Annotated in this window: 13 protein-coding genes; 6 read left to right on the top strand and 7 right to left on the bottom strand. The window is 68.6% G+C overall.

The genetic code is table 11. The features are described 5' to 3' along the window. Positions 1-163: 163 nt before the first annotated feature. The 7 genes from proC to OOZ48_RS13815 all read right to left on the bottom strand — a co-directional run bounded on the left by proC (position 164) and on the right by OOZ48_RS13815 (position 7283). On the bottom strand, positions 164-1006 hold the full coding sequence (gene proC, locus OOZ48_RS13845; RefSeq protein WP_269499305.1) for a pyrroline-5-carboxylate reductase: 843 nt from the start codon (positions 1004-1006) through the stop codon (positions 164-166). 100 nt (positions 1007-1106) lie between these two features. Beyond that, positions 1107-2228, bottom strand: coding sequence for a branched-chain amino acid ABC transporter substrate-binding protein (locus OOZ48_RS13840; RefSeq protein WP_269499303.1), 1122 nt, complete (start codon positions 2226-2228; stop codon positions 1107-1109). 89 nt (positions 2229-2317) lie between these two features. Beyond that, on the bottom strand, positions 2318-2830 hold the full coding sequence (locus tag OOZ48_RS13835) for a Dps family protein (RefSeq protein WP_269499302.1): 513 nt from the start codon (positions 2828-2830) through the stop codon (positions 2318-2320). A gap of 99 nt (positions 2831-2929) precedes the next feature. Continuing rightward, positions 2930-3886: a LysR substrate-binding domain-containing protein gene (locus tag OOZ48_RS13830; protein ID WP_269499300.1), complete on the bottom strand. Its 957-nt coding sequence runs from the start codon at positions 3884-3886 to the stop codon at positions 2930-2932. Positions 3887-3931: 45 nt separating this feature from the next. Next, positions 3932-5998, bottom strand: coding sequence for an ATP-dependent DNA helicase RecG (gene recG / locus OOZ48_RS13825; protein WP_269499297.1), 2067 nt, complete (start codon positions 5996-5998; stop codon positions 3932-3934). 6 nt (positions 5999-6004) lie between these two features. Continuing rightward, positions 6005-6391, bottom strand: coding sequence for a Rid family detoxifying hydrolase (locus tag OOZ48_RS13820; RefSeq protein WP_269499296.1), 387 nt, complete (start codon positions 6389-6391; stop codon positions 6005-6007). A gap of 115 nt (positions 6392-6506) precedes the next feature. After that, complete coding sequence (locus tag OOZ48_RS13815) at positions 6507-7283, bottom strand: ferredoxin--NADP reductase (protein ID WP_269499293.1); 777 nt, start codon at positions 7281-7283, stop codon at positions 6507-6509. Positions 7284-7525: 242 nt separating this feature from the next. Between OOZ48_RS13815 and OOZ48_RS13810 the strand changes: the two genes are divergently transcribed. The 6 genes from OOZ48_RS13810 (at position 7526) to OOZ48_RS13785 (ending at position 14940) form a co-directional block, all read left to right on the top strand. Beyond that, on the top strand, positions 7526-8014 hold the full coding sequence (locus tag OOZ48_RS13810) for a tripartite tricarboxylate transporter TctB family protein (protein WP_269499292.1): 489 nt from the start codon (positions 7526-7528) through the stop codon (positions 8012-8014). A 17-nt stretch (positions 8015-8031) separates the two neighbouring features. After that, entirely contained in the window at positions 8032-9543 is a 1512-nt protein-coding gene (locus OOZ48_RS13805) for a tripartite tricarboxylate transporter permease (protein WP_269499290.1), read from the top strand. Positions 9544-9577: 34 nt separating this feature from the next. Next, positions 9578-10978, top strand: coding sequence for an FAD-dependent oxidoreductase (locus OOZ48_RS13800; protein WP_269499289.1), 1401 nt, complete (start codon positions 9578-9580; stop codon positions 10976-10978). Positions 10979-11011: 33 nt separating this feature from the next. Continuing rightward, entirely contained in the window at positions 11012-11980 is a 969-nt protein-coding gene (locus tag OOZ48_RS13795; RefSeq protein WP_269499288.1) for a Bug family tripartite tricarboxylate transporter substrate binding protein, read from the top strand. A gap of 234 nt (positions 11981-12214) precedes the next feature. Beyond that, complete coding sequence (locus OOZ48_RS13790; RefSeq protein ID WP_269499287.1) at positions 12215-13261, top strand: Fe(3+) ABC transporter substrate-binding protein; 1047 nt, start codon at positions 12215-12217, stop codon at positions 13259-13261. Positions 13262-13332: 71 nt separating this feature from the next. Further along, the gene (locus OOZ48_RS13785; RefSeq protein ID WP_269499558.1) at positions 13333-14940 is read left to right on the top strand and encodes an ABC transporter permease; all 1608 of its coding nucleotides are present in this window, start codon (positions 13333-13335) and stop codon (positions 14938-14940) included. Positions 14941-14942 lie beyond the last annotated feature (2 nt).

Here is a 14942-nt window from a genome sequence, read left to right as displayed (position 1 = left end):
ATTGGAGCGACAGCCATTCAACGGCAAGCCGGGGTTTTCAGCTTTCCGCCCTGAGCGGCAGGGCGTATTCTGACGAGTTGCCTACGGGGTGTCACTACGGTTAATCCCTTACATCCGTTTGCAATCGTCAGCTGGCTGGGCGACGGAGCCACCGGCGGCGTCCTTATTCCCGATCCCCGGCCAATTCGCGCGCGAGTTCGGCCGCGCGCTCGGCGGCCGCGCGGACCGCCTGGCCCACGATCCGCTCGAAGCCGGCCTCCTGGAATACGGCCAGCGCCGCCGCGGTGGTGCCGCCCTTCGAGGTGACCCGGTCGCGCAGGACGGCCGGCGAATCCGGCGACAGCGTGGCGAGCTGCGTCGCCCCGTGGAAGGTCGCCAGCGCCAGCTGGCGCGCCTGCCCCGCCGTCAGGCCCTGCTCGGTCCCCGCCTGGATGAGGGCTTCGAGGAACAGGAAGACATAGGCCGGCCCGCTGCCGGAGACAGCGGTCACGGCGTCGATCGACTCGTCGCGGTCGACCCACACGATCTCCCCGACCGCACGCAGGAGGTTTTCGGCCAGGGCGCGGTCGTCCGCCTCGACCCCTTGCATGGCATACATGCCGGTGATGCCGCTGGCGATCAGGGCGGGCGTGTTGGGCATGCAGCGCACGAGCTTCGCGTGCGGGGCGCCCTCGCCGCCCAGCCAACGGCCGATCGCCTCGCCCGGGATGCCGGCGGCGATGCTGATCACCAGGGTATCGGGCCGCAGGAAGGGTCGGCATTGCTGGACGACCTCGCGCATGACCTGGGGCTTGACGGCAAAGAACCAGACGCGGCAGGCGGACAGGCGTTCATCGGGCGTGGCCGCCGCGGTGGAGCCCTGCTCGGTCCAACGCGCGCGCAGCGCCTCGTTCGGATCGATGACGTGGACGTCGGCCGCGGCGCAGCGCCGCCCGATGAGTCCGGTTGCCAGGGCGTTGGCCATATTGCCGCCGCCGATCAATGCGAGAGTGAGTTCTTGTGTCATAGGGTGGCCATTGTATGACGAAGGGCGCGGAACCTGCCGCGCCCTTTGGGTGTGCCCGATCGGCCGGTACGCCCCGCAAGGGGCGCCGGCGCGGCGGGGATTACTTGAAGACGGTCTTGTTGCCGTCGGCGTGCCAGGTGAAGATGTCGAACTTGAAGTCCTTCAAGTCGCCCTGCTGGTTCCAGGCGATGTCGCCGATCGGGGTCTTGACCGTGTTGGCGTGCAGCCAGGCCGCGACCTTGACCGGGTCGTCCGCGCCGACGCCCTTGATCCCGGCGGCGATGGACTGCAGCGCCGCGTAGGCCGTGAGCTGGAAGGCGCCGCCCGGATTGCGGTTCTTGTCCTTGAACGCCTTGACGATGGCGGCGTTGTCCGGGTTCTGGGTGAAGTCCGCCGGCAGGGTGACCAGCATGCCCTCGACGGCCGGGCCGGCGATGGCGTTGATGTCGGGATTGCCGACGCCCTCCGGGCCCATGAACTTGGCATTGAGGCCTTGCTCGGCGCCCTGGCGCAGCAGCAGGCCCATTTCCGGATGGTAGCCGCCGTAATACACGAAATCGGCGCCCGAGGACTTGAGCTTGGTGATGACGGCCGAATAGTCGCTGTCGCCGGCGTTGATGCCCTCGAACAGCACGACCTTGATGCCGGCTTTTTCGAGGTCGTTCTTGACCGCGGTGGCGATGCCCTGACCGTAGGATTGCTTGTCGTGCAGGACGGCCACCGACGCGGGCTTGATCTTTTCGGCGATGAACTTGGCGGCCGCGGGGCCCTGCTGGTCGTCACGGCCGATGGTCCGGAAGATCATGTCGAAGTTCTTGCCGTCGGTCACGAGCGGCGAAGTCGCCGAGGGCGACACCATGACCACGCCTTCGGTGTTGTAGACCGGTGCGGCGGCGATGGTGGCGCCCGAGCACACGTGGCCGACCACGTAGTGGATTTCCTCGTTGACCACGCGGTTGGCGACCACGGGCCCTTGCTTGGGCTCGCAGGCGTCATCCATGACGACGGCCTCGAGCTGGTTGCCGAGCACGCCGCCCGACGCATTGATGGTTTCGATTGCGGTATCGACCCCCTCTTTGACCATGTCGCCGTACTGGGTAAGGGCACCGGTGAAGGGGCCCGCGATAGCGATCTTGATGGTGTCGGCGCTGGCAACCGAGGATATCAGCATGCCAGCCGCCAGACCTAGCGCCGCCGCCACCGGGGTTACACGGATCTTCATATCAACCTCCTTTGAAAATACCGAAAGAGGATACATCGAAAGTTACAGAGCGTGGGTGGCGGCTGCCTGAGGGTTTACGCGTACGTCAATCAGGCGAGCAGGCTGCGCAGCATCCAGGCGTTCTTTTCGTGCACGTCCAGGCGCTGGGTCAGCAGGTCGGCGGTGGGCTGGTCGTTGGCCTTGTCGGCGCGCTGGAAGGCGCTGCGGGCGGTCTTGGCGACAGCCTCGTTGCCCGCCACCAGCATGCGGATCATGTCCTCGGCGGACGGCACCGAGGTGGGTTCCGCGATCGAGGACAGGCGCGCATATTCGGCATACGTGCCGGGCGCGTAATGTCCCAGGGCGCGGATGCGCTCGGCGATGGCGTCGAGCGCCTGCCACATCTCGGTGTACTGGGTCATGAACAGTTGATGCAGGGTGCTGAACATCGGCCCGGTCACGTTCCAGTGGAAGTTATGGGTCATGAGATACAGCGTGTATGCATCGGCGAGCGTTTTGGAGAGCTCGTCGACAACCGCGGCGCGGTCCTTTTCCGAGATGCCGATGTCAATTGCCAGATCGGCGTTCGAGGCTTTGGGGGTGCGCTTTGAGGCCTTTGCCATTTCAGACTCCTTGGAATGCGGACCGAACCAGAATAGCACGCATGGGCCTGCCTCGTCAGAGGCGCCGCGCTGCCTCGCCAAAGGGGTCCACGGCGCCGTTCAGCCCGCCTCGCCCGCCAGGGCGGCCGCGTCCTCGAGCATGGTCACGCCGGGGATCCCGCAATAGCGCACGGCCTGTACCAGCGCCTCGATGGCCGCGAGCCGCGGGAAGCTCTTGCGCCAGACCAGGACCACGCGACGATCCGGCACCGGAGGCTTGAACGGCACGAAGGCCAGGAATTGATTTTCCTCGCCGCGCATGCCCAGGGCGCTGGCCGGCATCACCGTGATGCCGATGCCGGCGGCCACCATGTGGCGTATGGTCTCGAGCGACGAACCCTCGAAGGTCCGCTGGATGCCCTCGCTGGAGGCCGAGAAGCGGGACAGCTCGGGGCACACTTCGAGCACCTGGTCGCGGAAACAATGCCCCGCGCCCAGCAGCAGCATGGTTTCCTCTTTGAGCTTGGCCGAATCGATCTGTCTGCTGGCCGCCCAGGGATGGTTGTGCGGCAGGGCCACGTAAAACGGTTCGTCGTACAGGGCGCACTGCGCCAGCCCGGTGTCCGGCAGGGGCAGCGCGAGGATGGCGCAGTCGATCTCGCCCTGGCGCAGCAGCTCGAGCAGGCGCGCCGTGTAGTTTTCCTGAAGCAGCAGCGGCATCTGCGGCGTGGCGCGGATCTGGGCCGGCACCAGATGCGGCAACAGATAAGGTCCGACGGTATAGATCACGCCCACGCGCAGGGGCCCCTCGAGGGGGTCGTGGCCCTGGCGGGCGATCTCGCGCAGATTGGCGCCTTCTTCGAGGACGCGCTGGGCCTGGGCCACCACCCGCAAGCCGATCGGCGTGATGCCCACCTCGGCGCCGCCGCGCTCGAACAGCACCACGCCGAGTTCTTCCTCGAGCTTGCGGATGGCCACGGACAGGGTGGGCTGGCTGACGAAGCAGGCCTCGGCGGCGCGCCCGAAGTGGCGCTCCCGCGCCACGGCCACGATGTACTTCAGTTCGGTCAAGGTCATGATGATTGCCTGCTGACTCGCGATATGCTGAGGGGTCCAAAAAATTCAACTGCGCAGGTACTGCGCCCTGCCCTGCATCCAGCGCCGCTGATGCGCCAGCGCATGCTTCGGAAAATCCGCCGCCAGCCGCGCCGCCGCCTCGCGGGCCTGCTCCAGCAGATCCTCGTCGGCCGACAGGTCGGCAAAGCGCAGCAGCGCCTGTCCCGACTGACGGATGCCCAGCAACTCGCCCGGCCCGCGCTGGGCGAGATCGCGCCGGGCGATCTCGAAGCCGTCGCTGGTCTCGTACATGGCCCGCAGGCGCTCGCGCGCCACGCCGGACAAGGGAGGCTGGTAGAGCAGCACGCAGGCGGATTCGCCCGCGCCGCGCCCGACGCGGCCGCGCAACTGGTGCAACTGGGCCAGGCCGAAGCGCTCGGCGTGCTCGATCACCATGAGGGTGGCATTGGGCACGTCGACCCCGACCTCGATCACAGTGGTGCTGACCAACAGATCGATGCGGCCGTCGCGAAACGCCCCCATGACCTCGGCCTTGTCCTGCGCCGGCAGGCGTCCGTGCATGAGGCCGACCCGCAAGTCCGGCAGCATGCCGCGCAGGCGTTCCCAGGTGTCCACGGCGGTCTGCAGCTGCAGGGCTTCGCTTTCCTCGACCAGGGGGCAGACCCAGTACGCCTGCCGCCCCGCCCTCACCTCGTCGCCGATCCGCGTCAGGATCTCGTCGCGCCGGGTGTCGGCAAACAGCTTGGTCAGCACCGGCGTACGCCCCGGCGGCAGCTCGTCGATCACGGAGACCTCCATGTCGGCGAAAAACGCCATCGCCAGGGTGCGCGGGATGGGGGTGGCGCTCATGCTGAGCTGATGCGGCTGGACGCCTTCGGCCTCGCCCTTGCGGTTGAGGTCCAGGCGCTGTCCCACGCCGAAGCGATGCTGCTCGTCGGTGATCACCAGGCCCAGGTCGCGGAAGACGACCTTGTCCTGGATCAGCGCCTGCGTGCCGACCGCCAGCCGGGCCTCGCCCGAGGCGATCGCCGCCAGCGCGGCGCGGCGGGCCGCCGCGCTCAAGGTCCCGGTGAGCCAGGCCACCTGCACGCCCAGGGGCTCGAGCCATTCCGAAAACTTGCGCAGATGCTGCTCGGCGAGGATCTCGGTCGGCGCCATGATCGCCACCTGGGCCCCCGCCGAGATCGCCTGCGCGGCGGCGCAGGCCGCGACGATGGTCTTGCCGCTGCCCACGTCGCCCTGCAGCAGACGGTGCATGGGGTGGCCCTGGGCCAGATCCGCGGCAATCTGGTCGATGGCGCGCTGCTGGGCCGCCGTCAGGGCGAACGGCAGGCTGGCCCGCAGGCGGTCGAGCAGGTCGTCGCCGGGCACGAGCGCCCGGGCGCGCTGGGCCAGCCTGGCCGCGCGGGCGGCCGCCAGGGCGAGCTGCTGCGCCAGCAGCTCGTCGAATTTGATGCGCCGCCAGGCGGGATGGCGATGCCCGGCCAGGTCGTCCAGAGACACGTCGGGCGTTGGGCGGTGCAACATCCGCAAGGAGGCCTCGAAGGGCGCGAGGTCATAGGCCTGGAGAATCTGCGGTGGCAGGGTATCGTCCAGGTCGGCCCGCGCCAGCGCCTCGTCGATCGCCTTGCGCAGGCTGGGCTGGCTCAGGCCCTGGGTCGTGGGATAGATCGGCGTCAGGGTGCGCGGCAACTCGGTGCCGGCCTCGGAAATCAGGGGGTGCACGATCTCGGGGCCGCCGAAGCCCGCGCGCACTTCGCCGCGCGCCCGCAGCCGCCGCCCGGCACGCACCCGTTCGTGCTGCCCGGGGTAGACGTGCAGCCAGCGCAGGGTGATGCGCCCGCTGCCGTCCTCGAGCACGGCCAGCAGCTGGCGCCGCGGACGGTGCTGGACCTCGCTATGGATGATCTCGCCCTCGAGGACCGCATGCCGGCCCGTGCGCGCCTGCCCGACGGGCGTGATGCGGGTCTCGTCCTCGTAGCGCAGCGGCAGGTGGACGATGAAGTCCGCCGGCCGGCATAAGCCGAGCTTGCGGAACTTGCGCTCCGAGGCAGACTCCGCCGGGACCGGGCCGCGGGCGGTGCCGGCCTTGCGGGACGTGGCGGTGTTCAAGGTGCCCTAGAGGGCGAGGATGGCCTCGACCTCGAACTGCGCGCCCTTGGGCAGGCTGGCCACGCCGATCGTCGAGCGCGCGGGATAGGGTTCCGGGATGATCTCGGCCATGATCGCGTTGGCGCTGGCGAACTTGCTGAGGTCGGTCAGGAACAGGGTGAGCTTGACGATGTTGTCCAGGGTGCCGCCGGCGGCGGCGATGACCGCCTGCATATTGGCGAAGGACTGGCGCACCTGACCCTCGAAATTCTCGGAGACGAGCTCGCCGGTGCCCGGCTCCAGGCCGATCTGGCCGGACAGGAAGACCAGCCGGCCCGCCTGGGCGCTGACGGCCTGGGAATACGGGCCCACCGCGGCCGGCGCGGTGTCGGTATGGATGATTGCCTTGCTCATGATGATGTTCCGGTCTCGTGTTGAATGACTATCGGAGTTTACAGATCAATAGACAAAAGTAAAAGCCCTCGAGCGGACAGCCGCCGGAGGGCCTGCAGGCATGGCAAGGCCGCCGCTATTTTTCGGCGAAGGCGCGCTCGTAGACGTAGTCGCCCGGCTCGCCCACGCCGGGCGATACCACGAAGCCACGATCGTCGAGCATCCGGCGCACGTCCGTCAGCATCGCGGGGCTGCCGCAGATCATGGCGCGGTCGAGCGCCGGGTCGAGCGGCGGCAGGCCGATGTCGTCGAACAGCCGGCCGCTGTCGACCAGCGCGGTGATCCGTCCCTGGTGCTCGAAGGGCTCGCGCGTGACGGTGGGGTAATAGATGAGCTTGTCGCGCACCACGTCCCCCAGGTATTCATCCTGGGGCAAGTCCCGCCGGAGGTAGTCCGCATAGGCGAGCTCGCTGACGAAGCGCACCCCGTGCACCAGCACGATCTTTTCAAAGCGCTCGTAGACCTCGGGGTCCTTGATGATGCTGAGGAAGGGCGCCAGGCCGGTGCCGGTGGCGAACAGGTACAGGCGACGGCCGGGCTTGAGGTCGTCGGCCACGAGGGTGCCGACCGGCTTGCGGCTGACCAGGATCGAATCGCCCGCCTTGAGATGCTGCAGGCGCGAGGTCAGCGGGCCGTTGGGCACCTTGATGCTGAAGAACTCGAGGTTGTCCTCGTGGTTGGCGCTGGCGATGCTGTAGGCGCGCATCAGCGGTTTGCCGTCGACCTCGAGGCCCAGCATGACGAAGTGGCCGTTGTGGAAGCGCAGCCCCGGGTCCCGCGTGGTTTTGAAAGAGAACAGCGTGTCGTTCCAGTGACGCACGCTGAGGACCTGTTCGGAATTGAAGGCTGCCATGATGATCGCGAATAGAAACCGTCGTATGGGAATGGTAAGGGCGGAACCGCGAATTGCAAGCCGCGGGGGCGTGTAGCCAAGCTGGCCGCCCCCATTTTACACCGGGCGGCGGTGGTTCCCGGCGCCCGGCGCCGGTGCCCGGCAGGGCGGCTGCAATACAATCCGCCCATGGCCGGCTCGCGGTATCGGCCTCAACCGCGGGCGGCGGCCGTCGACCCGCCCGTCGAAAAGGATAGGATCCCATGCGCATCAAAAGCCAGAAGGACTTTTTCTCCGGCCTGCTCTTCATGGCCGCCGGCACCGCCTTCGGCTGGGGCGCCACCGATTACCGGCTGGGGACCAGCGCGCACATGGGCCCGGGTTATTTCCCCCTGCTCTGCAGCCTGATCCTCGCCCTCATCGGCCTGGCCGTCTGCATCAAATCCCTGGCTGTCGACACCGCGGACGGCGAGCGGATCGGCCGCTGGGCGCCCCGGCCGCTCGTCTTCATCGTCCTCGCCAACATGGTGTTCGGCATCCTGCTGGGCGGCTGGCCGGCGCTCGGCATCCCGGCGTTCGGATTCGTGCCGGCCACCGTGGCCACCATCCTCGTAGCCGCCGGCGCGGGGCCCCGGTTCCGGGTGCGCGAAGCCACCGTCCTGGCGACCGTGCTGGCGCTGGGCAGCTGGCTGGTGTTCGTGCAGGGCCTGGGCATGCAGCTGCAGAGCTGGCCGGACTTCATGGCCGGCTGAGGCGGAGGACCCCACGCATGGACGTCCTACAGCACCTGGCCCTGGGATTCAGCGTTGCCTTTACGCTCCATAACCTGGCCTATGCCTTCGCGGGCTGCCTCCTGGGCACGATGATCGGCATCCTACCCGGGCTGGGGCCCACCGCCACCATCGCCATATTGCTGCCCAGCACCTATGCGCTGGATCCGACCTCGGCGCTGATCATGCTCGCGGGCATCTACTACGGCGCGGCCTACGGCGGCTCGACGACATCCATCCTGGTCAACCTGCCAGGCGAGATCTCGTCGGTGGTCACGACGCTGGACGGCTACCAGATGGCCCGCCAGGGCCGGGCGGGCCACGCCCTGACGGCCGCGGCCGTGGGCTCCTTCGTGGCGGGCTGCTTCGGCACTGTGGTGATCGCCGCCTTCGCGATTCCCTTGACCGCGCTGGCATTCAAGTTCGGCCCCGCGGAGTATTTTTCCCTGATCGTTCTCGGACTGATCGGGTCCGTGATTCTGGCCTCGGGCTCGGTGCTGAAGGCGCTGGGCATGATCGTGCTGGGCCTGTTGCTGGGCATGATGGGCGCCGATGTCAATTCGGGCGTGCAGCGCTATGCCTTCGACGTCCCCGAGCTGTCCAACGGCATCGATTTCGTGGTCATTGCGATGGGCTTGTTCGGCTACGGCGAAATCATCGCCAACCTGTCGCGCGGCGACGAAAAGCGGCAGGTGTTCAAGGTCGGGATTTCCAAGCTGTATCCCGGCCGCAAGGAGTGGCGGCGCATGACGCCCGCCATTTTTCGCGGCACCCTGATCGGCGCCGTCCTCGGCGTGCTGCCCGGCGGCGGCGCCGTGCTCTCGTCCTTCGCCGCCTATACGGCGGAAAAGAAGATCCGCCTGCGGCCCGGCGAGGCGCCCCTGGGCGAGGGCAATATCCGCGGCGTGGCCGCCCCCGAGGCCGCCAACAACTCGGGTTCGCAGACCGCCTTCATTCCCCTGCTGACGCTGGGCCTGCCGCCCAACAGCGTGATGGCGCTGATGGTGGGTGCCATGATCATCCACAACATACAGCCCGGCCCCCAGGTCATGACGAGCAATCCCGAGCTGTTCTGGGGCTTGATCGCCTCGATGTGGATCGGCAACGCCTTCCTGGTGATCCTCAACCTGCCGCTGGTCGGCCTCTGGGTGAAGCTGCTGACGCTGCCCTATCGCTGGCTGTTCCCGGCCATCGTGCTGTTTTGCGCCATCGGGGCCTATTCCCTGAGCAACAGCACCTGGGACATCTGGATGCTGGGCTGGTTCGGCATCCTCGGCTATGTCTTCATCAAGCTCGGCCTGGAACCGGCGCCACTGCTGCTGGCCCTGATCCTGGGGCCGATGATGGAAGAAAACCTGCGCCGCGCCCTGCTGCTGTCCCGCGGCGACTGGAGCATACTCGTGACCCGGCCGATCTCGGCGACGCTGCTGGTGCTGGCCGCCGCGCTGCTCGCGGCGATGGTGCTGCCCGCCATCCGCAAGCGCCGCCAGGCGGCTTTCGTCGAGGAATGAAGGGCGATCCGGTCTGTTATATTTCAAACACACCATGAATCCCACCCCCCAACCCTCCATCACCGAGCCCGCGCGGCAGACACCGGTCATCGACGAGGTCGACGTGCTGGTGCTGGGCGGCGGACCGGCCGGGCTGGCGGCGGCTGCCAGCGCCGCCCGCTGCGGGGCGCGCACCCTGCTGGTCGAGCGCTACGGTTTCCTGGGCGGCATGGGCACGGCGGCGGGCGTCACCAATTTCTGCGGCCTGCACGCCAATGTGCATGGCGTCATCCGCCGGGTGGTGCAGGGTGTCGGCGCGGAACTGCTGGAGCGCATCGACGCGCTCGGCGGCCTCAATGCGCCGCACCTGCTCTTTGGCGCGCGCATGGCGGCGCAGGCCTACGATACCGCGGCCTACAAGGTGGCGGCCGACGAGCTGTTGGCGGCCAGTGGCGCGCGGGTGCTGCTGCACGCCTGGGTGGCGGGCGTCCTGATGCGGGACACGGAACGCCTCGACGCCATCGTGGTCGAGACCAAGTCGGGGCGCGCGGCGATCCGCGCGCAATATTTCATCGATTGCACCGGCGACGGCGACGTCGCGGCCTTCGCGGGCGTTCCCTACGAGAAAGGCGCCGATGGCGAGGCCATGATGTATCCCAGCACGATGATGCGCATCGGTGGCGTCGACCCCGTGCGCGCGGGCGAGGCCTGGCGACACGTGGCCGGGCGCATGCAGGCCGCCCAGGCCCGCGGCGAGACATTCACGCGCCAGGGACCGATCCTGCGGCCGCAAAAGAATCCGACGGAGTGGCGCGCCAACGTGACGCAGCTGGCGCGCGCCGACGGCGGGCCGGTGGACGGCACCGACGCCTGGCAGCTGTCCGCCGCCGAAGGCGAAGGCCGGCGCCAGGCGGCGCATTTCCTGGGTTTCCTGCGCCGCGACATGCCCGGCTTCGAGGATGCCTATCTGCTGGATCTGCCGCCGCAGCTCGGCATCCGGGAAACGCGGCGGATCGTGGGCGACTACGTCCTGAGCGAGGACGACGTCCTGCAGTGCGCCAGCTTCGACGACACGGTGGGCGTCAATGGCTGGCCCGTCGAGGAGCACGCGGCCGGACGGGTCGAGTGGCGCTGGCCGCACGGCACGCAGGACGCGGCCGGACGGGCCGCCAGCCGCGGATACAACCACCTGCCATGGCGCATGCTGCTGCCCCGGGGCATGGACAACCTGCTGGTGGCCGGCCGTTGCGCGAGCATGACGCACGGCGGACAATCGGCCGCGCGCGTATCCGGCGCCTGCTTCGTCATGGGCCAGGCCGCCGGCACCGGCAGCGCCCTGGCCTTGCGCCGCGCCATCCCGCCCCGGCGGCTGCCGGCCGGCGATCTGCAGGACGAACTGCGCCGCGCGGGCGCATGGCTCGGCCTGGACGGCGATCCCCTGCCCGCGCCCATCTGATCACCCAAGCACCACCTTTCACGGAGACCCTCCATGCAACGTCGCACATTCGTCATGGCCGCAGCCGCGGCGGCCCTCACCGTGTCGCTGGGCGCGCACGCCCAGGACTGGCCGACGCGGCCGGTCAAGCTGGTCGTCGGATTCCCGGGCGGATCGACGCCCGACATGGTCGCGCGGACCGTCTCCGAGCCGCTCTCGAAACTGCTGGGCCAGCCGGTCGTCGTCGAAAACAAGCCGGGCGCCAGCGGCAACATCGCGGCCGACAACGTCGCCAAGTCGACCGACGGGCATACCTTGGGCATCGTCATCAACGGCAACCTGACCTCGTCCAAGATGCTGTACCCGAGCCTGCCCTATGACCCCGTCAAGGATTTCAGCGCCATCAGCCTGCTGACGACCGCGCCGCTGATTCTGGTCGCGCCGGCGAGCGAGCCCGGCGGCGCCGCGTTTTTCGACAAGGCCAGGCAGGAAGGCGATCGCTGGAACTACGGCTCGGTGGGTGTCGGTTCGGTCTCGCATCTGGGCATGGAACTGCTCAAGAGCGAAGTGCCGGGCCTCGAGCCCATGCTGGTGCCCTACACCGGCGGCAATCCGGCCGTCGTGACCGCGCTGATCGGCGGTCAGGTGCAGATGGCCCTGATGCCGCCGGGCGTGGCCATGCCGCAGGTCGAGGCGGGCAAGCTCAAGGCGATCGGCGTGACCACCACCGGCCCGAGCCCGCTCGTGCCGAACGTGCCCTCGCTGTCCGAGGCCGGGGTCGAGGACTTCACCCTCGAGGTCTGGACCGCGCTCGTCGGTCCGGCCAGCCTGCCGGCGGCCGCCCAGCAGAAGCTCTCGTCCAGCATCATGGAGGTCCTGCAAACACCCGCCGTGCAGGAAAAACTGCTCGCCCAAGGCTGGAAGGCCGTGGGAACCACGCCCGAGGGCATGAAAACCCGCGTCGAACAGGAAACCGAGCTGCTGGGCAACATCATCCGCTCGCAGAACATCCGGCTGCAATAAAGGCGAAGGCGTCAGCTCGCCGCCGACGCGGGCGCCGTCCCGATCCGCATGCGGCGGCCGCCCTGGGTTGAGGCGCCCAGGACGGCCGCCGCATGCCGGCCCAGGCGTTCAGTTTACTTTCAGATCGTGCTCGGGTAATCTTTGCCCTGCGGTAGTTTTAATAATCATTATCATTCTCGCCTCATTCCCCCCGACATCCTATTTTCAGCGTACCTTGCCACGGGAGCCACTCGTATGACCTCGCCCTTTCCGCCCACGTCCCGACTCGCCCGCCGGCTGGCCACGCTGGCGATCGGCCTGCCGCTGCTGGCCGCCTCGGCCGCCATGGCCGCCGAGGTCAACCTGTACACCACCCGCGAGCCCAAACTGATCGAACCGCTGCTGAACGCCTACACCCAGCAGTCGGGCGTGAAGGTCAACACCGTGTTCGTCAAGGACGGGCTGCTGGAGCGTGTCAAGGCCGAAGGCGCCCAGTCGCCGGCCGACGTGCTGATGACCGTGGACATCGGCAATCTGCTCGACCTGGTCGACGGCGGGGTCACCCAGCCCATCCAGTCCGAGGCCCTGAATGCGGTCATCCCCGCGAATCTGCGCGGCGCCGACGGCCAGTGGTATACCTTGTCGCTGCGCGACCGCGTCGCCTACGTCGCCAAAGACCTCGACATCCAGGCGCTGCACTATGAGGATTTCGCCGATCCGAAGTGGAAAGGCAAGGTCTGCATCCGCTCGGGACAACACCCCTACAACACCGCCCTGATCGCGGCGCTGATCGCCCATGACGGCGCCGAAGCGACCGAGCAATGGCTGCGCGGCGTCAAGGCCAACCTGGGACGGCCGGCGACCGGCGGCGACCGCGACGTGGCCCGCGACATCCTGGGCGGCATCTGCGACATCGGCATCGCCAACGCCTACTACGTGGGCCGGATGAAGAACGCCCCGCAGGACTCGGACAGCTACAAATGGGGCGAAGCGATCAAGGTGATCCGGCCGACCTTCAAGGACTCCAAGGGCACGCACGTGAACATCTCGGGCGCGGCGGTCGCCAAGCATGCGCCCCACCAGGCCGAGGCGATCCAGTTGCTGGAATACCTGGTCTCGGACGAGGCGCAGAGCCTGTACGCCAAGGCCAACTACGAATATCCCGTCAAGGCCGGTGTCGAACTCGACCCGGTGGTCGCGAGCTTCGGCGCCCTGCAGGTGGACGAGCTGCCGCTGACCGAGATCGCCCGGCACCGCAAGCTGGCCAGCGAACTGGTCGATAAAGTCGGCCTGAACCGCTAGGGCAGGATGGTGGGGGCTTGACCGGCTTTCCCTCGGGGTCGCGCGCCCAGGCGCGCGCCTGGCATTTCGGCATGATCCTCGCGGGGATCAGCGTGCTGGCGCCCATTGCCTCCCTGCTGGGCCTGGCCGCCCAGGGTTCGGTCGAACACTGGGCGCACCTGCTGGATTACGTGCTGCCGGACGCCGTCGGACAGACTTTGCTGCTGCTGGCCGGCGTCGGCGTCCTCAGCGCCGGGCTGGGCGTGGGCGGCGCCTGGCTGGTGACCGCCTACGATTTTCCGTTCCGGCGCACGCTGTCCTGGGCCATGCTGCTGCCGCTGGCGGTGCCGACCTACATCGTGGCCTACGCCTATCTCGACATCCTGCATCCCATCGGCCCGGTGCAAAGCGCGCTGCGCGCCGTGCTGGGCTACGACAGCCCGCGCGACTTCCGCCTGCCCGACCTGCGCAACATGCCCGGCGCGATCGTCCTGCTGGGATTCGTGCTCTATCCCTACGTCTACCTGACCACGCGCAGCATGTTCGCCACCCAGGCGGCGAGCCTGCTCGAGGCGGCCCGCCTGCTGGGCCATGGGCCCTGGAGCACGTTCTTTCGCGTCGCCGTGCCCATGGCGCGGCCGGCGGTCGCCGTCGGCCTGAGCCTGGTCCTGCTGGAGACCCTCAACGACATTGGCGCCTCTGAATTCCTGGGCATCCAGACCCTGACCGTGTCGGTCTACTCCACCTGGGTCAGCCGCTCCGACCTGGCCGGCGCCGCGCAGATCGCCCTGGTCATGCTGCTGCTCGCCATGCTGCTGATCGCGGCCGAACGCCATGGGCGGCGCAGACTGCGCTACACGGGATCGCGGCGCACCCATCCCGTCCAGGCGCGGCGGCTGCGCGGCGCGGCCGCCTGGGCGGCCACGGGACTGGCCGCCTGGCCGGTGCTCGTGGGCTTTGGCGCGCCGGCGGCCTACCTGCTGGTTCAGACCGGCGAATGGCTGCTGATCAGCGGCCCGCCCTCGCCCCGGCTGCTGCGCGCCGGCGCCAACACGGTATCCGTGTCCCTGGCGGCCACCGCCGTCACGGTGGGCCTGGGCCTGGTGGTGGCCTGGAGCGCGCGCATCATGCAGCGCCCTCCCCGCTGGCTGCGCGCCCTGCCCCGCCTCGCCACCCTGGGCTACGCCCTGCCCGGCACCGTGCTGGCGATCGGGCTGCTCTTTCCCGTCATGGGCCTGGAGCGCGGCGCCGCGCTGGCGCGCGAGGCCCTGGGCATGGCGCCCGGCGAACTGATCCTCATGGGCACGCCGATCGCCCTGGCGGCGGCCTACACCATCCGCTTCCTGGCGATCTCGGTCGGCAGCATCGAGGCCGGCCTCACCCGCATTCCGTCCTCGATCGAACAGGCGGCGCGCCTGCTGGGCGAAAACGTCAACGGCACCCTGCGCCGCATCCACCTGCCCTTGCTGCGGCCAGCGCTGGCCACGGCCGCGCTGCTGGTGTTCGTCGACAGCATGAAGGAGCTGCCCGCCACGCTGCTGCTGCGGCCCATGAATTTTGATACCCTCGCGACATGGCTGTACGGCGAGGCCGCCCGCGGGTCCTACGAGGAAGGTGCGATCGCCGCGCTGGGCATCGTGCTCGCCGGCCTGATTCCCGTCATCCTGCTGGCCCGCATGCACAACCGGAAAACCGCCTGAGG

The organism is Castellaniella sp. S9, assembly GCF_027257175.1.
Taxonomy (GTDB): Bacteria; Pseudomonadota; Gammaproteobacteria; order Burkholderiales; family Burkholderiaceae_B; genus Castellaniella.
The sequence above is the reverse complement of the archived record's forward strand: the minus strand, read 5'-3'. Positions and strand labels throughout refer to the sequence as shown.